This is a genomic window from Cupriavidus sp. D39, assembly GCF_026627925.1.
In the GTDB taxonomy this organism is placed as follows: domain Bacteria; phylum Pseudomonadota; class Gammaproteobacteria; order Burkholderiales; family Burkholderiaceae; genus Cupriavidus; species Cupriavidus ulmosensis.
On record NZ_JAPNLE010000009.1, the window covers coordinates 4,479,205 to 4,502,607 of the forward strand.

Below are 23,403 nucleotides of genomic sequence, written 5' to 3' on the forward strand. Positions count from 1 at the left end.
CCGCCCAGGCCGGCATCCATAAAACAAGAACCGGAGCTTTAGAACATGAGGGGTCCTCTCTTGCGCCAACGCACAGGCCTGCTGGCCGCCCTGCTGGCCGCCATGTCTGTCGCCGCCTGTGGTGGCGGTGGCGGCGATGCGCCCGCTGCCAACCAGGTGCCTGCCAGCCCCTCGGTGCCAGTCGTCAACGCGCCCGTAGCAGCGGTGCCACCCACGCTGGCGCCCGCCTGCAGCGGCTGCAGCGCCGTGGACGCGAGCAGTTACTCGGGTTCCGGCGTCGGCGTCTGGTCCGCCTCCAACACCAACGGCGTGCCAGTCGACGTGCCGGTTGCCATCGGCGGCGTGAACGGCAAGGCCGTGACGCTGCTCTACACCAACGGCGCCGCGGCGCAGGCCATGCCGGCCAGCCTGTCGCTGTCGGTCATCCAGTCCGTGCTGGGCAACCTGTCGATCCAGTCGGTTTCCGCCGGGCAGGACGAACAAACGCTGCGCGACATCGCCGAGTTCAATCGCGCCGGCTGGGCGGCACTGGCCGGCGGCAAGCGCGTGGCCAGCCTCTCGGAGATCGCGCCGCCACCGCCGCTCGCTTCCGTGGTCAACGATACCAAGAGCTGGTATCACACCGACGGCACGCGCCGCGCCGCCACGCTGGTCAAGCAAGTGACGACGGGAGACACCACCACCGTCAACATCTGGGTGGAGACCACCGAGTCGGTGCCCGGCAAGATCACCGGCACCCTCGTCGATACGCTGGCTGCGGCCTTCGCCGGCGGCGGCGGCATCTACGACATGCTGACCTCGGTCGGCGGCCCCTTGTGGGGCGCGCACAGCTACAACAACCTCATCGCCGGCAGCGGCCAGTCGGTGGATATCGTCGTGCTCAAGCTTCGACAACAACAACAGGCCATTTGGTACCGTGGGCTATTTCTGGGGCCTGCATAGCCTGAAGGCCACCTCGGATTCGCGCAGCAACGAGTCCCTGTCGCTCTATCTCGATTCCGAGACCCTGTACCTGGGCGGCGCCGAAGGCCTGAAGTCGATGAAGATGACCATGGCGCACGAGGGGATGCATATGCAGAACTTCTACCGCCGCGGCGTCAAGGCCGGCCAGCAGTACGCATTCGACAGCTGGCTGGAAGAAATGTCCGCGATGATGATGGAGGACTTTGCCAGCAACACCATCGACGCCAGCTACAACGCGATCCGCGACGTGCGCTTCAGGGACTACGTGAGCTACGGCAATGGCAACTACAACTGCAACATGCTGAACTTCACCGGCTTCGGCGCTACCTGCGAGAGCTATTCGGTGTCGGGCAGCTTCGGCGGCTTCCTTGACCGGCAGCTCGGCCTGGCCTTCTACAAGGACCTGCTGGGCCGCACTTCCAGCGCGGATTCCAAGACCGTGCTCGACCAGGCCATCAAGGCCGCGCGCCCGGACTCCGGCTTCACCCAGGAACTGTTGCGCTGGACCGTCACCAGCAATTCGCTGATGCCAGCCGCCTCGTCACCGGCGCGCTACGGCTACCCGGCCCGTGTCGATGGCGGCTTTACGCTCCCGCTGATCGATCCGGACCTGTTCCGTGCCTCGCGCAAGCTGCCGGTGGCCGTGCCCTCCACGTTGCAGCCGTATGGTAGTTTTCCGGTGGTTCGCAGCAATGTCGGCGCCACGTTCAGCGAGACCGTGCGCGTGCCTGCCGGCACTACGCTATCCGTAGTGGTGTACTGAACGCGCTAGGCGCAGGACCGCCGGATCTCCCTGCGGCGGCTCCCGGGCGGCGATGTTCGCCGCCCGGACTGGTCAACCCAACCAACCTCATGCATCGAATCCTGTCCCTGATTGCCGCCCTGTCCGTGGTGCTGGCCGCATGCGTGCACGCGGTGCCAGCCGGGCGCTCCATCGCCTTGACGGGCACGGTGGTGGTCAAGGGCAGCGCCCTGTTCCAGCAGCCGATGCTGGTCACCGCCGACGGCGAGGCATGGGTGCTCGAGAAATTCCCCGTAGGCGAGGCCGAGGCATTGCGCGGCAAGACGGTGGGCGTGACCGGCACCGTGCTGCGCGCAAACCAGCCGGGCACGTGGGCGCCGGCCATCCGCGTCGAGCAGATCGAGGCCGCGCCGGACGGCGGGCCTGCGCGCTAGATCCGGCTGGATCCCGCTCAGTCAGTCGCTCGGGCCCGGGCGGTCCGGGAACGCCTCTTCCAGTGTCAGTACCGTGCCCGTCAGGCTGCCTTCATAGCCGGGCAGGGCGTCCACCACCTGCCGGAAACCGGCGCTCCTGAGTGCCGCCACGGCGCCGGCCAGCGTCGGGCTTTGCAGGCGCTCCCGCTCGATCACAAAGAAATACCGTTCTTTGAGCACCGGCACGAAATCCAGCCCGAAGCGGCGCGCCGCGGTTTCCACGCCGAATCCCGCATCCGCCATGCCGCTGCCGATATAGGCGGCCACCGCGGCATGGGTGAACTCGCCATTGCTGTAACCCTCGATGCGCCCGCTGTCGATGCCGCGCGCCTTGAGCATCAGATCCAGCAGCAGCCGCGTGCCGGAGCCGGTCTGGCGGTTGACGAAGCGCACATCGGCGCGGCAGAGATCTTGCAGCGTGGTGACCTGCTTCGGATTGCCGGGGCGCACGAAGATGCCCTGCGAGCGAACCGCCAGCTGGATCAGGCAATGGGTCTCGGGGCGAATCCACGTGGCAAAGCTCGCCAGCATTTCCCCCTCGAATTCGCCGATCGGCACGTGGAAGCCGGCAATGTCGCAGGCACCTTGCGCAAGTGCTGCAACCGCCTCAAGGCTGCCGCAGTACTTCAGGTCGTGGCGCACCTGGTGCGCCTCCAGGAAGTCATGCAGCGCCGCCACCGCGAAGCCATGGCTGGCGTGCAGGCGCAGCGTGGGGCCCGGCTGGTCGACCAGTTTCTTCAGTTCGATTTCCAGTTCCGATGCCAGGCTTTCCAGCGTGGGGGAGAGCCGCGCGGCAATGCGCTTGCTGGCCCACACCAGTTGCTGCGCCAGCGGCGAGAGCGCGCTGCCGCGCCCGCGGGTCTTGGCAATCAGCGCGCCGCCGAACAGGGTTTGCGCGTCGCGCAGGATGCCCCAGGCGTAGCGGTAGGACAGGCCGGTGGCCTGCGCCGACTGGCTGATGCTGCCTGTGCGCTCGATATGCCCGAGCAAGGCCACCAGGCGGGACACGTCGAGTGGGGCGCTGGCGGCATCGCTGTCGTCGCGGATTTGGAGGTGGGGCAGGATCGAGATGCGAATCATATGAGAAAAATAGCATATTGCTCGAACGCGGCCAACTGCCTATAGTCCGCTCAAAGAGGCATAGCACCCGGGAATAGCTAGCTTAGCTGGCCAGCCGAGATGGGGAATGCCCAGTCAGAGCCCCCGATATATGAAAAAAATAGCATATAACGCGGCCGCCGTAACACGGTGTGCCGCGCCCCGCAGCCAATCCTGGCAAGACGCGCAAGCCAATGCGCCACACCGTCTGCCGCTGGCGTTGCGCTTTGGCGCTTGCGCCGGCCCGTGCTGCGCCACCAGGAGACACGATGTCTGATTCAGCCGCCAAATCAGCCGCTAATGCCGTGCGCGACCCGGTCGCCCGCATTGTGGCCGCGCGCCGCGATATGCCGGGCGCCTTGCTGCCCATCCTCTATGAGATCCAGGATACGGTGGGCTACGTGCCCGCCGACGCCCTGCCCGAGATTGCGCGCGCGCTCAACCTGTCGCGCGCCGAAGTGCATGGCGTGGTGACCTTCTATCATCACTTTCGCGATAGCAAGCCGGGCCGGCACGTGGTCCAGGTCTGCCGCGCGGAAGCGTGCCAGTCGGTTGGCAGCGAGGCCCTTGCCGCGCACGCCGAGCGCGCGCTGGGCTGCGGATTTCATGAAACCACCGCCGATGGCGAATTCACGCTCGAGCCGGTGTACTGCCTCGGCCAGTGCGCCTGTGGCCCGGCCGTGATGATCGATGGGCTTCTGGCCGGCCGCGTCACGCCGCAGCGCTTCGATGCCTTGATCAAAGCCTGCGCCGATACCGCCCAGGACCAGGCAGCGGAGGTGCCGGCATGAGCATCACCGTTTTCGTACCCCGCGATTCCAGCGCGCTGGCCATGGGCGCCGACGCGGTGGCCCGCGCCATCTCGCGTGAGGCCGCCGCACGTGGCGCCAGCGTCGAGCTGGTGCGCAACGGCTCGCGCGGCATGTTCTGGCTCGAGCCGCTGGTCGAGGTGCAGACCGCCGCCGGGCGCGTGGCCTACGGCCCGGTTGCGCCGGAAGATGTCGCCGCGCTGTTCGATGCGGATTTCCTGGCCGGTGGCGAGCACGCGCTGGCGCTTGGGCTCACCGAGGAAATCTCGTTCCTCAAGGGCCAGGAGCGCCTGACCTTTGCCCGCATGGGCATCACCGATCCGCTCTCGCTCGCCGACTACATTGCGCACGATGGCTACGCCGGCCTGACCCGCGCGCTGGCGCTGGACGGCGCGCAGATCGTGCGCGAGGTGACCGATTCCGGTTTGCGCGGGCGCGGCGGCGCGGCGTTTCCCACGGGCATCAAGTGGCAGACGGTGCTGAACGCGCAGTCGGCCACCAAGTACGTGGTCTGCAATGCCGACGAGGGTGACTCCGGCACCTTCTCAGACCGCATGGTGATGGAAGGCGACCCGTTCATGCTGATCGAAGGCATGACCATCGCCGGCCTCGCTGTCGGCGCGGAGCATGGCTATATCTACGTGCGCTCGGAGTACCCGCACGCTATCGCCGTGCTGGAAGCCGCCATCGGCGTTGCGCAGGCGGCCGGCTGGCTGGGCGACGATATCCGCGGCAGCGGCCGGCGCTTCCAACTGGAAGTGCGCAAGGGTGCCGGCGCCTATGTGTGCGGCGAGGAAACCGCGCTGCTGGAGAGCCTGGAGGGCAAGCGCGGCGTGGTGCGCGCCAAGCCGCCGCTGCCGGCCATCGAAGGGCTGTTCGGCAAGCCCACCATCATCAACAACGTGATCTCGCTGGCCACCGTGCCGGTGATCCTGGCGCGCGGCGCGCAGTACTACCGCGACTTCGGCATGGGCCGCTCGCGCGGCACGCTTCCGTTCCAGATCGCCGGCAATGTGCGGCAGGGCGGGCTGGTGGAGAAAGCCTTCGGCGTGACGCTGCGTGAACTGCTGGAGGACTACGGGCAGGGCACGCGCAGCGGTCGGGCGATCCGCGCGGTACAGGTGGGTGGTCCGCTGGGCGCCTACCTGCCGGTCTCGCGGCTGGATACGCCGATGGACTATGAAGCGTTCGCGGCCTTTGGCGCGGTGCTGGGCCACGGCGGCATCGTGGTGTTCGACGACACCGTCGACATGGCCAAGCAGGCGCGCTACGCGATGGCGTTCTGCGCCATCGAATCCTGCGGCAAGTGCACGCCGTGCCGGATCGGCTCCACGCGCGGCGTCGAGGTGATCGACAAGATCATCGCGGGCGACCAGCCGGTGAAGCACGTCAAGCTGGTGCGCGACCTGTGCGACACCATGCTGGGCGGATCGCTGTGCGCCATGGGCGGCATGACGCCCTACCCGGTGCTGTCGGCGCTCGACGAGTTTCCGGAAGATTTCGGCGTGGCCGTGCCAGCCAAGGCTGCCTGAACCCAGCGCAACGGCACATCGAACCGGCGCAGCCTCAGCGCCCCTCTGAATCACCAGTACGCGGCCCCCGGGCCGCAGCGGGAGTCCGTCTTGAACACACGCAATGAAATCGACTACGGTACGCCGGCCAGCGATGCGCAACAGCAGGTCACCCTTGAGATCGACGGCGTCGACGTGACCGTGCCCGCCGGCACCTCGCTGATGCGGGCCGCCGTGCAAGCCGGTGTGAACGTACCCAAGCTGTGCGCCACCGACAGCCTCAAGTCCTTCGGCTCGTGCCGCCTGTGCCTGGTCGAGATCGAAGGACGGCGCGGCTTCCCCGCCTCCTGCACCACGCCGGCCGAAGCCGGCATGAAGGTGAGGACCCAGACCGACAAGCTGGCCGACCTGCGCCGCGGCGTGATGGAGCTGTATATCTCCGACCACCCGCTGGACTGCCTGACTTGTCCCACCAACGGCAACTGCGAGCTGCAGGACATGGCCGGCGTGGTGGGCCTGCGCGAGGTGCGCTACGGCTACGACGGCGCTAACCATCGCGCCGAGGCCAAGGACGAGTCCAACTCGTACTTTACCTACGATCCCTCCAAGTGCATCGTGTGCAACCGCTGCGTGCGGGCCTGCGAGGAAACCCAGGGCACCTTCGCGCTCACCATCAGCGGCCGCGGCTTCGATTCGCGCGTGACGGCGGGGCAGGGCGACAGCTTCATGGATTCCGACTGCGTGTCGTGCGGCGCCTGCGTGCAGGCTTGCCCTACCGCCACGCTGGCCGAGACCTCCATCATCCGCATGGGCCAGCCCGAGCACAGCAAGGTCACCACCTGCGCCTACTGCGGCGTGGGCTGTGCCTTCAAGGCGGAGATGAAGGGCAATGAAGTGGTGCGCATGGTGCCGTACAAGAACGGCCAGGCCAACGAGGGCCACTCGTGCGTGAAGGGTCGTTTCGCCTTTGGCTACGCGACCCACAAGGACCGCATCCTGAACCCGATGATCCGCGCCAGGATCACCGATCCGTGGCGTGAAGTGTCGTGGGAGGAGGCGATCAGCTACGCAGCCTCGGAGTTCAAGCGCATCCAGGCCAAGCATGGCCGGGACTCCATCGGGGGCATCGTGTCCTCGCGCTGTACCAACGAGGAAGGCTACCTGGTGCAAAAGCTGGTGCGCGCCGCCTTCGGCAACAACAACGTCGATACCTGCGCGCGTGTTTGCCACTCGCCCACCGGCTACGGCCTCAAGCAGACGCTGGGCGAATCCGCCGGCACGCAGACCTTCCGCTCGGTGGAGAAGGCCGACGTCATCATGGTGATGGGCGCCAACCCCACCGACGGCCATCCCGTGTTTGCCTCGCGCATGAAGAAGCGCCTGCGCGCCGGCGCCAAGCTGATCGTGATCGATCCGCGCCGCATCGACCTGGTGGATTCGCCGCACGTGCGTGCCGACTTCCACCTGCAACTGCGTCCCGGCACCAATGTGGCCGTAGTGACCTCGATGGCGCATGTGATCGTCAGCGAGGGCCTGATGGCCGAATCGTTTATCGCCGAGCGCTGCGAGGACCGTGCGTTCCAGCAGTGGCGCGACTTTGTCATGCTGCCGGAGAACTCGCCGGAAGCGATGGCCGAGATCACCGGCATCCCCGCCGAGCAACTGCGCGGCGCGGCACGCCTGTACGCCACCGGCGGCAATGCCGCGATCTACTACGGCCTGGGCGTGACCGAGCATGCGCAAGGTTCGACGACAGTGATGGGCATCGCCAACCTCGCCATGTGCACCGGCAATATCGGCCGCGAAGGCGTGGGCGTGAACCCGCTGCGCGGGCAGAACAATGTGCAGGGCTCCTGCGATATCGGCTCGTTCCCGCACGAGCTGCCGGGCTACCGCCATGTGTCGGACTCCACCACGCGCGGCCTGTTCGAATCCGCGTGGAACGTGGAGATCAGCCCGGAACCTGGCCTGCGCATCCCCAATATGTTCGAGGCCGCGCTGTCGGGCAGCTTCATGGGCCTGTACTGCCAGGGCGAAGATATCGTGCAGTCCGACCCCAACACGCAGCACGTGTCGGCGGCGCTCTCGGCCATGGAGTGCATCGTGGTGCAGGACATCTTCCTCAACGAGACCGCCAAGTACGCGCACGTGTTCCTGCCGGGCTCGTCGTTCCTGGAGAAGGACGGCACCTTCACCAACGCCGAGCGCCGCATTTCGCGGGTGCGCAAGGTGATGCCGCCCAAGGCCCGCTATGCCGACTGGGAAGCCACCGTGCTGCTGTCCAATGCGCTGGGCTACCCGATGGAGTACAAGCATCCGTCCGAGATCATGGACGAGATCGCGCGGCTCACGCCGACCTTCAGCGGCGTCAGCTACCAGCGGCTGGAGGAACTCGGCAGCATCCAGTGGCCGTGCAACGACGCCGCGCCCGAGGGCACGCCGACCATGCACATCGACGCCTTCGTGCGCGGCAAGGGCAAGTTCATCATCACCCGCTACGTGCCCACGGCTGAGCGCGTGAATCGCAAGTTCCCGCTGATTCTCACTACCGGGCGCATCCTGTCGCAGTACAACGTGGGCGCCCAGACGCGCCGCACCGACAACGTGATGTGGCACGACGAGGACCGCTTGGAGATCCATCCGCACGATGCCGAGGAACGTGGCATCAAGGACGGCGACTGGGTCGGCGTGCAGAGCCGCGCGGGGAAACCGTGCTGCGCGCCATCGTCAGCGAGCGCATGCAGCCGGGCGTGGTGTACACCACCTTCCACTTCCCCGAGTCCGGCGCGAATGTGATCACCACCGATAACTCGGACTGGGCCACCAACTGCCCCGAGTACAAGGTCACCGCGGTGCAGGTCATGCCGGTGGCGCAGCCCTCTGAATGGCAGCGCCAGTATCGCGACTTCCACGAGCAGCAGATGCAATTGCTGCAGGCGGCCGGCGCTGAGGCGGGGTCGGCATGACACTCTGCGAACTCGCCATGGCCAGGTCCGATGCGGCGGCGCCTTGCAGCGATGCCGAGCCGCCCACGCACAGCACCTTCGCCGTCAGCCGCTGCCGCCTGGGCGAGCTGGCGCTGGAGGACGACGAGATCGCCGAGGAAGTGCCGGTCGCGCTCGAGTACAACGGCATCTCGCACGCGGTCATGCTGGCGTCTCCGGCAGACCTTGAAGACTTCGCGCTGGGCTTCAGCCTGAGCGAAGGGCTGGTGGCCAGCCCGCGCGACGTCTATGAAATCGACACCGAGGTTCGCCCCGAAGGCATCGCGGTGAAGCTGCGCATCGCTGCGCAAGCCTTCGCCGCGCTCAAGGACCGCCGCCGCGCCATGGCGGGCCGCACCGGCTGCGGCCTGTGCGGCACCGAATCGCTGCAGGAAGTCATGCGCGCGCCGGCGCCGGTGAGTAGCAGCGCCAGCTTCAGCGACGAGGTGCTGTACGCCGCGTTCGCGCAGTTGCAGACCCGGCAGGAACTGCTGCGCCACACCGGCTCCACGCACGCCGCCGCCTGGCTGCGCGCCGACGGCCAGGTGGCGCTGGTCCGTGAAGACGTGGGCCGCCACAACGCGCTCGACAAACTGATCGGCGCGCTGGCGCGCGGCGGCGAAGACCGCTCGCGCGGCGCCGTGCTGGTGACCAGCCGCGCCAGCTACGAAATGGTCCTGAAGACCGCCAGCGCCGGCGTTGGCATGCTGGCCGCCGTCTCCGGCCCGACCGCGCTCGCGGTACGTCTGGCGATCGATGCCGGCGTCACGCTGGCCGGCTTTGTGCGCGCGGGCCGCCACGTGGTCTACTCTCACCCCCAACGTTTGCACAGCAGGACGGAACAGGCATGAACTCCGACAACCTCGTCAAGATGGCGAACCAGATCGGCACCTTCTTCGAAGCCATGCCGGACCGTGAGGAAGCCGTGGCGGATATCGCCGGCCATATCAAGCGCTTCTGGGAGCCGCGCATGCGGCGCGCATTGCTGGAGCGGCTGGACGGTGGCGAGGATGCCGGGCTGGACGAGATCGTGCTGCTGGCGGTGACGCGGCATCGCGCGTTGCTGCAGTGAGGTGATTATTCGCGCTTTCAGCGCTGGATTATTTTCAGGCTGACAGGCTGACATGGGGCTTGGGTGGGCGGTGTTTTAAAGCTTCTAGCTGCTGATGCAGAATAGCGTGAGTGGGCGGTGTTTTAGCGCTTCTAGCTGCTGGCGCGGCTGTACGGTGTTGCCGTTTTAGAACGTGTGAGATGTCACTTTTCTTTACTCGTAAAGAAAAGTGACCAAAAAAGCGATCCTTGCAGGAGGCTGGCGTGGCGTCATTGGGGACCCCAATGGTTTCGTCGTCGGGCCCCGGGTTCTAGTGGACTCGTGCCGTTACCAGTTTAGACCACCACGACTCAGCCAATGCCCAGGGATTCGTGGTGGTCCCCCGGTAGCTGTCACCACTTGCTTCAAGCCGTCTGTCGCTCGCGGCGCGGGCGGCCACGAAGTTGCAGGCGTCCCGTTTTCGTCGTGGGCGCGGTGGCACTGCCGAAATAGTTCTGAGGGATTCACCACCGCGCCCACCCCACCACGAAACCATCACGGCGTGATATATCTTGATGCTCCGATCTGGTAGCGGCAGATGGGCGAATGGGCAGGGATGCTACTACCGGGGGCCTCACCACGAAACCAGCGTCATTAATAGGATCGTGGCCATTTAAATCGGTAACGGCACGAGTGAATTAAAACCCGGGGCCTGACGACGAAACCATTGGGGTCCCCAATGACGCCACGCCAGCCTCCTGCAAGGATCGCTTTCTTTGGTCACTTTTCTTTACGAGTAAAGAAAAGTGACATCTCACACGTTCTAAAACGGCCAACACCGTACAGCCGCGCCAGCAGCTAGAAGCGCTAAAACACCGCCCCCATCCACCACACCTCTACCGCAACCGCAAAGGCTCCAGCAGCGCCGCATCATATTGCCCGCGATCAATGCGCCCCAACTCCAGCATCCGCAGCAAGATATAAGCCTGCCGCTGCCGCGCCCGCCGCGGATTGACCACAGGATTATTAGCGGAAGGCGCCTTGGGCAACCCAGCCAGCATCGCGCATTCAGCCAGCGTCAGCTCAGCCACCGGCTTGCCAAAGTAAGTCTCGGCAGCCTCAGCAAAGCCATAGGCTCCCTGCCCAAGGTAGACCTTGTTCATATAGAGCTCCAGGATCTCGTCCTTGCTCATGGCGTGCTCGATGCGGTAAGCCAGCAGCACTTCGTACAGCTTGCGGGTATAGGTCTTCTCGCGCGAGAGGAAGAAATTGCGTGCCACCTGCATGGTGATGGTGGAGGCGCCCTGCGACAGCTCGTCGGACAGGTTGGCCACGCCGGCGCGGATCACGCCGACATAGTCGATGCCGTCGTGCAGGTAGAAGCGGTCATCCTCGATGGCCACCACCGCCTGCGTGAGCTTGGGCGGTATCTGGCCGATGGGGACATAGCCGGGTGACTGGCGGAAGGTGGTGAGCGCATCCAGCGTGGGCAACTGGCGCTGAGCGACGAGTACGGCCAGCGTGCCGAGCAGGGCTACACCCAGCATCAGCACCACCAGCAGCTTGAGAAAATTCGACCAGAGACGTTCCATGGGCAGTATTGTGCCAGCACGCGGCGGCCCTGCCCCGCTCTCGGGGCCACGCCATGCGGCGACGCCTGTGCGGCCAGCGTGGCGGCGAGGCAAACGCTTGGGCTGAACCCCGTCGCACGACGCGTGGCGTAGTCCAAACAGACGATGAGCCATCCATTGCCCCCTTGTACGCTCAACGCATATTTAAGGAGTGCACCTTAAATGGAATCTGGCGCGGGCGGTGCATCGGCTAAATGCCATTGCCATCGGCCGCGTCGTTGGCGGCGGCTGCCCCGCCGAGCGTGGACGAAGGAGGGTGACAAATGTTGACGCACTTGCAGCGTCTTGAGGCCGAGAGCATTCACATCATGCGAGAGGTGGTCGCGGAGTGTGAAAACCCGGTCATGCTTTACTCCATCGGCAAGGACAGCGCGGTGATGCTGCACTTGGCAATGAAGGCTTTCTATCCCGGAAAACTCCCGTTTCCACTATTGCACGTCGACACGACATGGAAATTCCGCGAGATGATTCAATTTCGGGACGCCATGGCGAATAAGCTCGGCTTCCACCTGATCGTCCACGTGAACCCCGAGGGGTTGGAAAAGGGGATCAACCCGTTTACCCATGGCTCGGCCATACACACCGACATCTGGAAAACCGAGGGACTGAAGCAGGCGCTGGACCAATACGGTTTCGATGCGGCATTTGGTGGCGCGAGGCGGGACGAAGAGAAATCGCGTGCCAAGGAGCGCATCTTTTCGATCCGCTCCGAGCGGCACCGCTGGGATCCGAAACTGCAACGCCCCGAGCTCTGGCGACTGTACAACGCCCGCAAGCACAAAGGCGAAAGCATTCGGGTGTTCCCGCTCTCCAACTGGACCGAGCTCGATATCTGGCAATACATCTATCTCGAAGGCATTCCGATCGTACCGCTCTATTTAGCGAAAGAGCGACCGGTCGTGGAGCGCGACGGCACGCTCATCATGGTCGATGACGAGCGCATGCCACTGAAAGACGGTGAAGCTCCCGAATTCAGGAAGGTGCGCTTTCGCACGCTGGGCTGCTATCCACTGACCGGTGCCATCGAGAGTGAGGCGGATTCCCTGGCGGCAATCATTCAGGAGATGCTTCTGGCCAAGACATCCGAACGGCAGGGCCGCCTTATCGACCACGACTCGGCGGGTTCCATGGAGAAAAAGAAACAGGAGGGGTACTTCTGATGGCACACATATCCGATTCGATCGCTGCAGACATCGGGCAATATCTGCAATCACAAGAGAACAAGAGAACAAGAGCCTGCTGCGCTTCATCACCTGCGGCAGCGTGGATGACGGCAAGAGCACGCTCATTGGCCGCATGCTCTATGAGTCGAAGATGCTCTTCGAAGATCAGCTCAGTCAGTTGGAGGCAGACTCGAAGAAGGTGGGAACGCAAGGCGGCGACCTTGATTTCGCACTGCTGGTCGATGGCCTCGCGGCTGAGCGCGAGCAAGGCATCACGATCGATGTCGCCTATCGCTTTTTCTCGACCGACAAGCGCAAATTCATCGTGGCTGATACGCCGGGCCACGAACAATACACGCGCAATATGGTCACCGGAGCCTCGACGGCCGATGTCGCCATCATCCTGATTGACGCGCGCAAAGGCGTGCTGACCCAGACGCGTCGGCACAGCTATCTCGTTTCGATGATCGGCATTCGCCAGGTTGTACTTGCCATCAACAAGCTGGATATGGTGGAATACTCGAGAGAGATCTACGACAGAATTGATGCAGACTATAGAGCCTTTGCCAGCCAGATCGGCCTGCGGAGTATCGTCACCATCCCCATGTCGGCCCTGAAGGGCGACAATATCACCGAGATCAGCGCAAACACGCCCTGGTACGACGGGCCTACCCTGATGGGGTACCTTGACTCGGTGCAGGTCGAAGACGGCAGCGCTCAGCGCGGGCCGTTTCGCATGCCGGTGCAGTGGGTCAACCGACCCAACCTTGATTTCCGCGGCTACGCGGGCACCGTCGCTAGTGGCCGCGTCAAGCGCGGCGATCGCCTTCGGGTCCTGCCGTCAGGCAGGAAAGCCGGGTTGCGCGTATCGTGACAAGCGAAGCCGACCTCGAGGAAGCGGTGTCCGGCCAGTCGATCACGCTCACGCTGGAGGACGAAATCGATATCAGCCGAGGCGACGTTCTCGCGCCGATCGAGGTGCCGGCTGGCGTGGCGGATCAGTTCGAGGCGACCATTGTCTGGATGAGCGACGAGCCTATGCTGCCAGGACGCCCATACCTGTTGAAAATCGGCGCGAAGACCGTGACCGCCACCAGCGCGGTGCCGAAATACAAGATCAACGTCAACACGCTCGAGCATCTCGCGGCCAGGACGCTGAGCCTGAATGAGATCGCGGTCTGCAACCTGATTCTCGATCAGCCAATCGCATTCGATCCCTACCTGGACAATCGCGATACGGGCGGTTTCATCATGATCGACCGCCTGACCAACAATACGATCGGGGCCGGATTGCTGCACTTTGCCTTGCGCCGCTCGCAGAACATCCACTGGCAGGCGATTGACATCGACAAACAGGCGCATGCTGCTCTCAGAGGGCAGAAGCCCTGCGTGCTCTGGTTCACGGGGCTGTCGGGTGCCGGCAAGTCCACGATCGCGAACCTCGTCGAGCGCAAACTGCATGCATCGGGCAAGCATACCTATCTGCTGGATGGCGACAATGTGCGCCACGGCCTGAACAAGGATCTCGGCTTCTCCGACGCCGATCGGGTCGAGAACATTCGGCGTGTTGGCGAAGTCGCAAAGCTGATGGTCGATGCGGGACTGATCGTTCTCGTGTCCTTCATCTCGCCATTCCGTTCCGAGCGCAGCATGTCTCGCGGACTGATGGCGCCGGACGAGTTCTTCGAAGTGTTCGTCGATACGCCAATCAGCGTGGCGGAACAGCGGGATCCAAGGGGCTTTACAAGAAGGCGCGCCGTGGCGAGCTGACGAACTTCACCGGCATCGATTCCCCTTACGAGGCACCGGAGAACCCGGAGATTCGGGTCGACACCACCGCCTGGTCGCCGGAGGAGGCAGCCGAGCAGATCGTCAGCCACCTGATCACCCGCGAGGCGCTATGAACCGCTACTACGTGTTCAACGGAGATGCGGACGGCCTGTGTGCGTTGCAGCAACTGCGGCTTGCCGCACCTGGCGAGTCCAGCGGCGCGAGGCTGCTGACCGGGGTCAAACGCGACATTCAGTTGCTGCAGCACATCGGCGGGGGAGGGCGACACCATTACCGTGCTCGACATCTCGCTCGACCAAAATCGGGCTGATCTGCTTCGCCTGCTCGAGGCAGGCGCATCGGTGCGCTATTTTGACCACCATCACGCGGGCGAGCTGCCTCGCCATACGCGCTTCGAATCCCACATCGACGAGGCGGCCGGCGTCTGCACCAGCATCCTGGTCGACCGCTATCTTGGCGGCCGCCACCGTGCGTGGGCTATCGCGGCGGCATACGGCGACAGCCTGCCTGGCGTGGGCAGCGCCATGGCACTGGCGGCCGGCTTCGGCGCTGGCGCGGCTGCGGCCTTGGAGCGGCTCGGCATCTATCTCAACTACAACGCTTACGGCGAAACCGTCGTCGATCTGCATTTCGATCCGGCCGAGTTGTCGGCGCTGATGCTGCCTTTTGCCGACCCGCTGGAATTCGTGGCGTGCTCGGACGCATACGCGCGGCTGGCGGCCGGCTATGAGGAGGACATGGACCTGGCACGCCGGCTCGAGCCGGCACGCCAGGTCCCTGGCGCGGCGCTGCTGGTGCTGCCGGATGCACCGTGGGCGCGGCGCGCCATCGGCGTCCTGGCCAACGAACTCATGCATGGGCAGCCTGATCGTGCGCTTGGTATCCTTTCACCCAAAAGGCAAGGTGGATTCACGGTCAGCGTGCGCATACCCGGCCATAGCCCGGTGGCTGCGGCCGACTTCTGCCGCACGTTCGACACCGGAGGTGGCCGGAAACTGGCGGGAGGCATCAACCATTTGCCCGAGTCGGAAGTCGACCGCTTTGCGCGCGAGTTCGAGGCATGCTTCGGCATCGCGTCTGGATCGCGTTTCGCATGATTCTCATGATCGTTGGTGAAAGACTTGCGCTCTCGGGATGAGGACGGCCTCGTTGCGAGGCGTCGCGTCTGCGTTACGATCGTCGATGGGCGGGTGCCGCGGCAAGGCTGACGGCAGCCTTGCCGCCCCGTGCGCTCCGACCCGTTGACTTCGGCGCGTGCCTCGCGACTTCGCCGGAGACGTCCAGCCGGGAAAGCAGGGAAGCCGTATCGGGCGACATCGGGCCCGCCAGTAGCGCCACCAGGCAATCCTCGAGGTTCTTGATGAACAACTCCGTGTCCATCACCAGGCTTTCCTTCTCGCTCGCATCCAGCATGCGGGAATGGTCGGCGAGCCCGTGGAGCAGCAATACGGCCGCCATGAGCAGGCGCTGGTGTGCCACGGGCTCAGGCAGATCCTGGATGACGTCAAGCAGCGATCGCCTCAGCCGGTCCACCTGGCCAAGCTTGAGCGTGGAGGTGCGCAAGTTCTGCACGGAGAGCGTATGCGTGGCCACCAGTTGGGCATCCAGGCGGATGAACTCCTTTCCGCCGTCGGGATCGAAGATCTTCTCCGCAACCGGGTGCATCAGCGCCCGCACCACGTCTCTAACCGAAGGTTTGCCCCGCTGCTCCAGTTCGTCGAGCAGCGCGTTGCGCCGGGCGGCGATGCCCGGCTCATGCTTGTCCAGGATAGCCTGCAACAGGCCGTCCTTGCTGCCGAAATGGTAATGTGTGGCGTTCTTGTTGCGCTGTCCGGCGGCTTTGTTGATATCGTTCAACGAAACCCCTTCGATGCCGCGCTCGGCGAACAAACGCTCCGCAATTGCCACTAGCTTTGCCCGCGTGGCAACACTTTTCAGTGTCAGGCTCTCGACTTTTCTGCCTTGCTGGGACATCGTACCAATCGTCTCGTTTGATCAACGCCATGCAGTGTAGCATCGGGCATGGGCCGGCATGTCCCGGTATTGCCGGCCGGCTGGCGTCTTCCATGCCTTCCATTCCGGCTCATCCGAACGTCACCAACACCTTGGCCGACTCCTCAGCGCGCGCGGCGGTAGCAAAGGCTTGCTCGAAATCGGCGAAGGCGAAGCGGTGGCTGATCAGCGGAGTAGTGTCGATCCGGCCGGTGGCGAGGATCTCCAGTACCTCTCCAAACTCAGTGGGGTAGGCCATTGCGGTGGTCACCTCCATCTCCTTGCCCAGCGCCATCGCCAGATCCATGGCGACAGGCGCGTGATGCACCGCCACCACCGTCAGATGCGCCCCGAATCGTGCGTGCGCGATGATCTGGGGAATAACCGGCGCAGCGCCCGACACTTCGATGAATTCGTCGGTATCCACGACAGGCATCCCATAGAGCGTGCCAGCGCCATGGCGTTGGCCGATTTCAGCCCAGAGATCGCATTTGTCGGGATTGAGCGTGGCGTTTGCTCCGAGCGCCTGCGCACGTGCCAGGCGGGTGTCCACGCGATCGACAGCGATGATGTCCGCGACGCCGCGCAGACGGAGCATCGCCACGACGCCGAGCCCGATGGGGCCCGCGCCGAAAACGACCACCCTGCTGCCTGCGCCGGCGCGCGAACGGTTGACGCCGTGCAGCGCGACGGCGAGCGGCTCGGCCAGCGCGGCGGTTTCGATGTCCAGCATGTCGGGAATGGTGTAGACCGACGACTCGGCCATCACATTGCGCACGAGAATGTGCGAGGCGAAGGCCCCTGGGCCGCCGGAGCCGATCATGTTCGCGGGCGTCGTCGGGTTCACCACCACGCGCTGCCCTTTGCGCAGCGCCGTCACTTGCGCTCCCGCCTCCTCGATCACGCCCGAGAATTCGTGCCCGAGCGATAGGGGACCATCGCCTCCGATCGGCAGGCCGCCCGCGCGTGCGTAGCCGAGATCGGAGCCGCAGATGCCGCAGACCGCGACCTTGACGACGATATCGCCCGGCCCGACGCTCGGCCGCTCCACAGGCTCGATGCGGATATCATCAGGTCCATGGACCGCCGCACGGAACATCATTTCTGCCATGGTGGTGTCCTTCCTTTCAGATCGCAATCCAGGCGCGATCGCGCGCCGACCGTCGCACCGCGTCGAGCACCGCCTGCCCGCGCACCGCATCGTCGAATGTCGCCGCGCGCTCGGGGATGGCGGGCACGCCATGCTCGATCCGCGCGCGCATCTCGGCGAAAAGGCGCGCATAGGGCGGCACATCGATCCCCATTGTGTGCCAGCGATCCTGCTCGGTCTGGATCAGCTCGGCGACGGGAAAAGGTGTCGACGTCGCGTTGACGAGATCGGCGGGTATCTCGATGCGCCGCACGCCATCGGCGTCGCTTACCCAGACCTCTTCGGGGTCAGCGTAGGTCGCGCCGCTCTGAATCCACGCCCCGCCTGCGCTGCCTACCACCTTCGTCGCCATCACCAGCGGTCCCGGCGCGGCAAGTGCGGCGATGATTGACCCCGCAACACCGCTGCCCGTTTCGAACTGCACGTTGTAGCAATCGTCGGCCGTCATGTTGGGGCGCCCGGGCGCCAGCGTTTGCAGCATGCCGCTGACGCGCGCGATGGGCCCGAACATGTATTCGACCTGATCGATCATGTGCGAGCCGAACGCGCCAAGGAAGCCGCCGCCCTGGTCGGCGTCCTCCCACCAGTCGCTGAGCCTCTCTGCGGAATCCTGCAGGCCCGGCTGGTGGTAGATGCGCAGGAAATGGCGCGGTGCCCCGATCATTCCCGACTAGACGACCCGCCGCAACAGCGCCTGCGCGCTGTCGAAGCGGAACTCGGCGCCGAGCATGTGATAGACGCCGGCTCTTGTCGCGGCTTTGCGCATCTCCGCGGCTTCGGCAACGTCGCGGGCAAAGGGCTTTTCGCAAACGACATGCCGCCCCGCGGCGATCGCCTCCATCACCGGTGCATAGTGCGCGTGCGGGGGCGTCGCCACCGTGACGAGTTGCACCGCTGGATCGGCAAGCGCTTCGGCAAGACTATCGGTTGCGAGCGGGATGCCAAGCGGCGCGGCGCGCGCGATGGTGCGGGCACGGTCTCGGCCGACGATCGCGCGCACCTCGAACCCCGCCTCGCGTAGCGCACGTACATGGGTAAAAAGGCCGAAGCCGGTGCCGACCACCGCGGCGGCTATGGGATGCGTCATCAAGGGTTGCCTCCATATGGTTCAAGATTGAGCGCCGCGGCGCAGCGGCGCGCGGCTTCGCCGAGATCGGCAATGCGTCGCGGCGCCGCATTCATTGCGCCACCTCGCCGCTCAGCAGCGGCGAGACTTCATCCAGCGCCGCCTCGCCGCGTTCATGCAGCGCGGCCAGTGCGATGCGGCGCAGCGTTACCAACGGCGGCTCGCCCTGCGTGCCGATCAGCCGCAGGCTCATGCCCCCATGGACATGGCCGAAGGGGTGGATCCAGTTGCCGGAGATGCCGGGCTCGCCCTGCGCAATGATGACGCGCACCGAGCCGTCATGGCGATAGATGGCCTTGTACTTCTGCACATGGCCGCCGCCGTCTTCGTAGTTGTCCAGGTTCTCTTGCCAGATCGAGCAGAGCTGGAGGATCCAGTAGTCGCAGGGCGTTGGCAGGAAATCGATCACCAGCGCTTCGCCGTCGGCGCATTCCCAGGTGCCAAAGCCGTGATGCCGATCCGGCACCCCGCCATTGGATAGATACACCGCGCGATCGAAGCGGATGCGGTTCGGCCGTTGGCTGAGATTGTCCTGCCACCAGCGCCGCACCAGTTCGCAATAGCCAAGTACCGTCTGTCCCGCCTTGGCGAGCGCATCGCTCATTTCGGCGGCGGTGATGGGGCGCGGTTCCGGGCGATCGACTCGCTCGATGGTGAACCCGGGCGGCGCGGTATTCGCGCGATCATGATAGAGCGTGCGGATGAGCAGGCCGACGCAATCAGGCGTGATCGACAGCCAGTCGCGTTCGTCCGCTGGCCTGCGCTGGCCGACGACGATCTCGAAATTGCCCGCCGCATCGAAGGTCACTTCGCGTGACGAGATGAAGCCGGTGGTCTGCAGCGCCGCGGGATCGAACCCGGCAAGGCCCGCCACGCCGTGCGCCGCCCAGTCCAGCGTTCCCGGATGGCGCGGCTGCGGCGCACGCCATGAAGCAATGACGAAATAGGGCAGTCCGCCGCGATTGCCGCGAATGACGTAGTCATGGCTGCCATCGATGAACTCGGCGAGCAGGTGATCCTGGTCGGGCGACTGGAAGTTGATGGACTGGCGCCAGGGCGCATTGCGCAGGCGCGGCCGTTCGGGCTCGCAGTTCTCCATGAAGCGCTCGATCCCGTTGCGCATCAGGCGCGTCATGAACCGATACCATTCGGCGCAGTCGAGGGCGTTAGCCTCCGCGCCGAAATGGTCGACCATATGGCCGGCGCGGCGCACCGTTTCACAGTAGTCATGCCACGCCCGGCCGGACAGCAGGCGCTCCGCGGCTCGATCTGTCATCACAACTCTCCTTCGATGCGCTCTGGCCTGACCGAGAAGCGCTGATAATAGAAGCCGAATCGCTCGCGCAACGCCGCTACGTCGATGCCAAAATCGCCTTTCAGGTCATAGACGACCCGTCCGTGCTTTCCGCGGGGATTGGACTCCAGATAGGCATGCACACGGGCACGGGCTACGTCGGTCAGTGCAAGACCGGCCATCGCATAGACGCGCTCGATCACCGTCTTTTGGTCGGCCATGTAGTCGTCGAACAGCACGTCGAGCGATTGGCCGGCGGGCACGGTGTCCCGGTCTCGCACACAGGCGCGCAGCAGATGCTCCAGGCGATCCGTCCAATAGCGGGCAAGTTCCTTTACATCGACGGTATGCCGGCGGATGCGGTCACCATAGGCGATCATGGTGATCGCTGACTGCAGGACGGCGACCGGATCGCGATGCGTGATGACGACCGTTGCGTCGGGATAGGTCGTCATCAACGGCCGGAGATTCTCCATGTGCGGCGGCGACTTCATCACCCATCGGTCCGGCCCCTTGAGCCAGGTGAGCGCTTGCAGGACCCGGCGGCCGTAGGCGTAGTGCGAAGTCTGATCCTTGCTGTAGTAATAGTCGCGCCAGCGATAGGGCCGGCACTGCCATTCCGGCAGATAGGATGAGAAGTCCAGGGCTTGCAGCTCTATGTCCTCATGCACGTGGGCCGGGGCCATCTCGTGCATCGCCGGCATGAGCGGCAGCATGGCTTCGAATTCGCCCCACATATCGCGGGCACGAAGGAAGCGCGGATCGTCCGCGCCCGGCGTGGCCTGCTCTTCCGGCGTTGGAATCGGCTCCATCGCTTCCCATAGCGGCATGGAGCGCAGCCGCGGATCGGCTGCCAGGATGTTGACGAGGTGGGTGGTGCCCGAGCGTGGAAGCCCGGCGATGACGATCGGCTGTCGAATCGCGACCTCATTGATTTCAGGGTGCTGCTTCACAAGATCTTCGAAGCGAAGGCGCGCACAAGCATAGCGCACGGCATCGCCGAACAGGCCCGCGCGACCCAGCGGGCCGAGGCCCGTGTCCTCGTCAAAGCTCCTTAGCCAGATACGCAGCCGCTCGCGGAAGTCGTCCGGACCAAAGTCGGACAGACCCGTTCGGTGGCGTGCGGCCGCCAGGACGGCCTCCTCGCTCATTTCCACTGGCGGGGAGGAAGCAATCGCTCGACGCTGCTTCTCGGTTAGTTGGGGGTGCCGAGGTCGGCGATGCGGATGGCGTCAGGTTTCATTGCGTTGGTCCGGTCTGGAAGCGTGATGGAAGGCTGCAGCGATCCTGCCGTTGCGGTTCAGCCAGCGACGGTAAAGCCGCCGTCGACCGGCAGCGTTTGTCCGGTGATCCAGCTGGCGGCTGCGCTTGTCAGGAACAGGACCGGACCCGCGATGTCGCGTGGCACGCCCAGCCGTGCTGCCGGCGTACGTGCAAGCGTGGGTCCTGACCATGCCGGGTTGGCGACGGTCGCCGCCGTCATGCGGCTCGCGGTAAGCCCCGCGGCGACCGCGTTGACACGAATGCGCCCGCCCCAATGGACTGCCAATGCCCGGGTCAACCCGACGACACCGGTCTTCGCTGCACCATAGCCGGGAACGATGTCGATCCCGAAGAACGAGCTCATCGACGCGATGCTGATAATGGAAGGCCCGCCTGGCAGGGCGCTTTTCAGGAGTTTGTCCGCACAGCCATGCGCCATGCGGTAACCGCCGACGAGGTGCATGCGCACCGCGCGCTCGAAGACCTCCGGGTCGTACTCGTCGAGGCCGCTGCTCGGCAGCGCAAAGCCGGCGTTGTTGATGAGAATGTCAACCTGTGGCACCGCGGCTGCCACAGCGGAGATATTGTCCGCGTCCTCGATGTCGAGCTGCAAATAGCAGTAGCCATCCAAATCAGCCCCATAGTCGGACACAGAGCGCCGGGTGCCGGTGATAGTGACCTCCGCGCCTGCGTCTCGATACGCTTCGGCGATCCCGGTGCCGATACCGCTGGTGCCACCAGTCACCAACACGTGACAGCCTTTGTAGTCAAACCGAAGGTTCGGCCAGTCGGCCTGTAGGGTATGCATTGGACGTTGTCTCCAATAGGAATACGGGATCGCTGCTACGCGATGCGATCAGTCGGCGGCGCGGTGCAGGGTGTCACCCAACACCGGTGCAAACGAATTTAAGGTAAGAATATTAAAATTTGTTGTCCATGGCAAGCGCCTGATAAGGTGCCAGAGCCGCGATTGGAATTTCCCGGGACTTCTTTGCATCGCGCCTTGCTCTGGCCGGCGGCCTGCGAAACGGCACGGAAGTTGGCAAAAATTCCGGAGTTTCCTGAAGCTTGGAGGAGGGAGGGCGAGACAGGAGATGAGCCAGGAGGCGCGTGGGGGCTCGGATGACCGGCCCCGTTCGGCGAGGAAAGGCGCGTTGCGGATACGCCATCCTCGATGGTCGGCCGTTTTGTGATAAGGCTTGTGCCTTAAAAGAGGTGTGTCAAGGGCGGAAGCGGTCCCCCTCGACGCGATGCATGCGCCTTGCGGCAAGCACACCTGCTCCATAAGGGGGCCGGCACGCGGCGGGCCGACGCCCCCGTGTCACGCCGGCTCAGCCAGCGGGCAGCGCCACGCCGAGGTCCTTCGCCAGCGTTTCCAGGTTGCGCCAGATCGCCGGGTTCACATCCAGGTGGGTGGTGGCGAGCGCGCGGTTGGCGGCTTCGAACTCGCCCGGGTACTGCACGCGATCAAAGCCCGGGGCGGGTGGGGTGTCGTGCAGGTAGTTGACGAAGGCTTACACCTCCGCGCTCTGCCAGCTCAGGCCCAGGTCGAGTTCCGGGTTCATCAGCACCGCGAACATATTGTTGGTGGCCACGCCGCCGCGGGGGTTGTCCGGCTGGATGGTGCCGCCCCGGACAGCACGCCGGCCAGCAGTTCAGCTACCACGCCGAGCGCATAGCCCTTGTGGCCGCCGAAGGGCAGCAGGGCGCCCGGGTGTTCGCTGAACATGGAGCAGGCATCGGTGGTGGGGTTGCCGTCGCCGTCGATGATGCTGTTCTGCGGCGCGTGCTCGCCTTTTCGGCGAGCACGCGGGCCTTGTTGATGGCGATGGCGCTGGTGGCGATGTCGACCACCAGCGGCGGGCGACCGTTGGGCATCGGCCCGGCGAAGCACAGCGGGTTGGTGGTCAGCCGCGCGGTGCGGCCGCCGTAGGGGGCCACCACCGGAGAGCGGTTGATCACGTTGGTAAAGCTCAGCAGCACGAACCGCTCCTTGGCCACCATCTCGCCGTAGTGTCCCATGCGGCCGAGATGGTGCGAACGGCGCAGCGTGACGATGCAGTGGCCGTGCTGGCGCACGCGCTCGATGGCGGTCTCGATGACGCGCTTGCCCACGTGCTGGCCGAAGCCGCCGTTGCCGTCGAACACCAGCAGGCTGTCGCGGTCGAGCACGCATTCGGCGCGGCCCCCGGGTTGACGTTGCCTGTGGCGAGCGAGCGCTGGTAGTTGGGCAGGATCGACAGGCCGTGGCTGGTGTAGCCGCAGCGGTCGGCCTCGACCAGGTGCTCGGCCACGTCGTTGGCGATGTCGGTCGGCACGCCTAGCGCGGCGAGCACGTCGCGGGCGAGCTGGGTGGCGGATTGCAATGCGATTTTCATGATCG

At 65.0% G+C, this 23,403-nt stretch carries 18 protein-coding genes and 4 pseudogenes; 11 read left to right on the forward strand and 11 right to left on the reverse strand.

Going from position 1 to position 23,403, the window contains the following annotated elements:
- Positions 1 to 60: 60 nt before the first annotated feature.
- The 3 genes from OMK73_RS38525 to OMK73_RS32985 all read left to right on the forward strand — a co-directional run bounded on the left by OMK73_RS38525 (position 61) and on the right by OMK73_RS32985 (position 2,139).
- Positions 61 to 942: a M30 family zinc metallopeptidase gene (locus OMK73_RS38525; protein ID WP_324291793.1), complete on the forward strand. Its 882-nt coding sequence runs from the start codon at positions 61 to 63 to the stop codon at positions 940 to 942.
- Entirely contained in the window at positions 917 to 1,726 is an 810-nt protein-coding gene (locus OMK73_RS38530; protein ID WP_324291794.1) for a M30 family zinc metallopeptidase, read from the forward strand. The genes OMK73_RS38525 and OMK73_RS38530 overlap by 26 nt, the downstream gene beginning before the upstream one ends.
- Positions 1,727 to 1,815: 89 nt before the next feature.
- Positions 1,816 to 2,139, forward strand: a complete 324-nt coding sequence (locus OMK73_RS32985) for a hypothetical protein (RefSeq protein WP_267605692.1) — start codon at positions 1,816 to 1,818, stop codon at positions 2,137 to 2,139.
- 21 nt (positions 2,140 to 2,160) lie between these two features.
- Here OMK73_RS32985 and OMK73_RS32990 read toward each other — a convergent pair whose 3' ends face one another.
- Positions 2,161 to 3,258 carry a substrate-binding domain-containing protein gene (locus tag OMK73_RS32990; protein WP_267605693.1) on the reverse strand — a complete coding sequence of 366 codons (1,098 nt, stop codon included), beginning with the start codon at positions 3,256 to 3,258 and terminating at the stop codon, positions 2,161 to 2,163.
- A 287-nt stretch (positions 3,259 to 3,545) separates the two neighbouring features.
- Here OMK73_RS32990 and OMK73_RS32995 point away from each other — a divergent pair, with 287 nt between their 5' ends.
- The 5 genes and pseudogenes from OMK73_RS32995 to OMK73_RS33015 all read left to right on the forward strand — a co-directional run bounded on the left by OMK73_RS32995 (position 3,546) and on the right by OMK73_RS33015 (position 9,652).
- Positions 3,546 to 4,067, forward strand: coding sequence for a formate dehydrogenase subunit gamma (locus OMK73_RS32995; RefSeq protein WP_267605694.1), 522 nt, complete (start codon positions 3,546 to 3,548; stop codon positions 4,065 to 4,067).
- The gene (locus OMK73_RS33000; protein WP_267605695.1) at positions 4,064 to 5,617 is read left to right on the forward strand and encodes a formate dehydrogenase beta subunit; all 1,554 of its coding nucleotides are present in this window, start codon (positions 4,064 to 4,066) and stop codon (positions 5,615 to 5,617) included. Before OMK73_RS32995 ends, OMK73_RS33000 begins: the two co-directional genes overlap by 4 nt.
- Positions 5,618 to 5,707: 90 nt before the next feature.
- Positions 5,708 to 8,562: pseudogene (fdhF, locus tag OMK73_RS33005) on the forward strand (formate dehydrogenase subunit alpha).
- Positions 8,559 to 9,431, forward strand: a complete 873-nt coding sequence (fdhD, locus tag OMK73_RS33010; RefSeq protein ID WP_267605696.1) for a formate dehydrogenase accessory sulfurtransferase FdhD — start codon at positions 8,559 to 8,561, stop codon at positions 9,429 to 9,431. Before fdhF ends, fdhD begins: the two are co-directional and overlap by 4 nt.
- On the forward strand, positions 9,428 to 9,652 hold the full coding sequence (locus OMK73_RS33015) for a formate dehydrogenase subunit delta (RefSeq protein ID WP_267605697.1): 225 nt from the start codon (positions 9,428 to 9,430) through the stop codon (positions 9,650 to 9,652). Before fdhD ends, OMK73_RS33015 begins: the two co-directional genes overlap by 4 nt.
- Before the next feature lie 854 nt (positions 9,653 to 10,506).
- Here OMK73_RS33015 and OMK73_RS33020 read toward each other — a convergent pair.
- Positions 10,507 to 11,202, reverse strand: a complete 696-nt coding sequence (locus tag OMK73_RS33020) for a transglycosylase domain-containing protein (protein WP_267605698.1) — start codon at positions 11,200 to 11,202, stop codon at positions 10,507 to 10,509.
- A 302-nt stretch (positions 11,203 to 11,504) separates the two neighbouring features.
- Here OMK73_RS33020 and cysD point away from each other — a divergent pair, with 302 nt between their 5' ends.
- The 3 genes and pseudogenes from cysD to OMK73_RS33035 all read left to right on the forward strand — a co-directional run bounded on the left by cysD (position 11,505) and on the right by OMK73_RS33035 (position 15,292).
- The gene (gene cysD / locus OMK73_RS33025; RefSeq protein ID WP_267605699.1) at positions 11,505 to 12,401 is read left to right on the forward strand and encodes a sulfate adenylyltransferase subunit CysD; all 897 of its coding nucleotides are present in this window, start codon (positions 11,505 to 11,507) and stop codon (positions 12,399 to 12,401) included.
- Positions 12,401 to 14,308: pseudogene (cysN, locus tag OMK73_RS33030) on the forward strand (sulfate adenylyltransferase subunit CysN). Before cysD ends, cysN begins: the two are co-directional and overlap by 1 nt.
- Positions 14,305 to 15,292 (forward strand): annotated as a pseudogene (locus OMK73_RS33035) (acetyltransferase). The pseudogenes cysN and OMK73_RS33035 overlap by 4 nt, the downstream one beginning before the upstream one ends.
- Positions 15,293 to 15,365: 73 nt before the next feature.
- Here OMK73_RS33035 and OMK73_RS33040 read toward each other — a convergent pair.
- The 9 genes and pseudogenes from OMK73_RS33040 to OMK73_RS33075 all read right to left on the reverse strand — a co-directional run bounded on the left by OMK73_RS33040 (position 15,366) and on the right by OMK73_RS33075 (position 23,398).
- Positions 15,366 to 16,169, reverse strand: a complete 804-nt coding sequence (locus OMK73_RS33040) for a TetR/AcrR family transcriptional regulator (protein ID WP_267605700.1) — start codon at positions 16,167 to 16,169, stop codon at positions 15,366 to 15,368.
- Between the two features lie 109 nt (positions 16,170 to 16,278).
- Positions 16,279 to 17,298, reverse strand: coding sequence for a zinc-dependent alcohol dehydrogenase (locus OMK73_RS33045; protein ID WP_267605701.1), 1,020 nt, complete (start codon positions 17,296 to 17,298; stop codon positions 16,279 to 16,281).
- 16 nt (positions 17,299 to 17,314) lie between these two features.
- A complete protein-coding gene (locus OMK73_RS33050; protein WP_267605702.1) occupies positions 17,315 to 18,001 on the reverse strand; it encodes a Gfo/Idh/MocA family oxidoreductase in 687 nt (228 codons plus the stop codon).
- Between the two features lie 6 nt (positions 18,002 to 18,007).
- Positions 18,008 to 18,424 carry a Gfo/Idh/MocA family protein gene (locus OMK73_RS33055; RefSeq protein WP_267606603.1) on the reverse strand — a complete coding sequence of 139 codons (417 nt, stop codon included), beginning with the start codon at positions 18,422 to 18,424 and terminating at the stop codon, positions 18,008 to 18,010.
- A 91-nt stretch (positions 18,425 to 18,515) separates the two neighbouring features.
- Positions 18,516 to 19,739, reverse strand: coding sequence for a hypothetical protein (locus tag OMK73_RS33060; protein WP_267605703.1), 1,224 nt, complete (start codon positions 19,737 to 19,739; stop codon positions 18,516 to 18,518).
- On the reverse strand, positions 19,739 to 20,908 hold the full coding sequence (locus OMK73_RS33065) for a sulfotransferase family protein (protein ID WP_267605704.1): 1,170 nt from the start codon (positions 20,906 to 20,908) through the stop codon (positions 19,739 to 19,741). Before OMK73_RS33065 ends, OMK73_RS33060 begins: the two co-directional genes overlap by 1 nt.
- A gap of 149 nt (positions 20,909 to 21,057) precedes the next feature.
- A complete protein-coding gene (locus OMK73_RS33070; protein WP_267605705.1) occupies positions 21,058 to 21,828 on the reverse strand; it encodes an SDR family NAD(P)-dependent oxidoreductase in 771 nt (256 codons plus the stop codon).
- Between the two features lie 523 nt (positions 21,829 to 22,351).
- Complete coding sequence (locus OMK73_RS39490; protein WP_420715624.1) at positions 22,352 to 22,483, reverse strand: hypothetical protein; 132 nt, start codon at positions 22,481 to 22,483, stop codon at positions 22,352 to 22,354.
- A gap of 101 nt (positions 22,484 to 22,584) precedes the next feature.
- Positions 22,585 to 23,398, reverse strand: a pseudogene (locus tag OMK73_RS33075) (Ldh family oxidoreductase).
- Positions 23,399 to 23,403 lie beyond the last annotated feature (5 nt).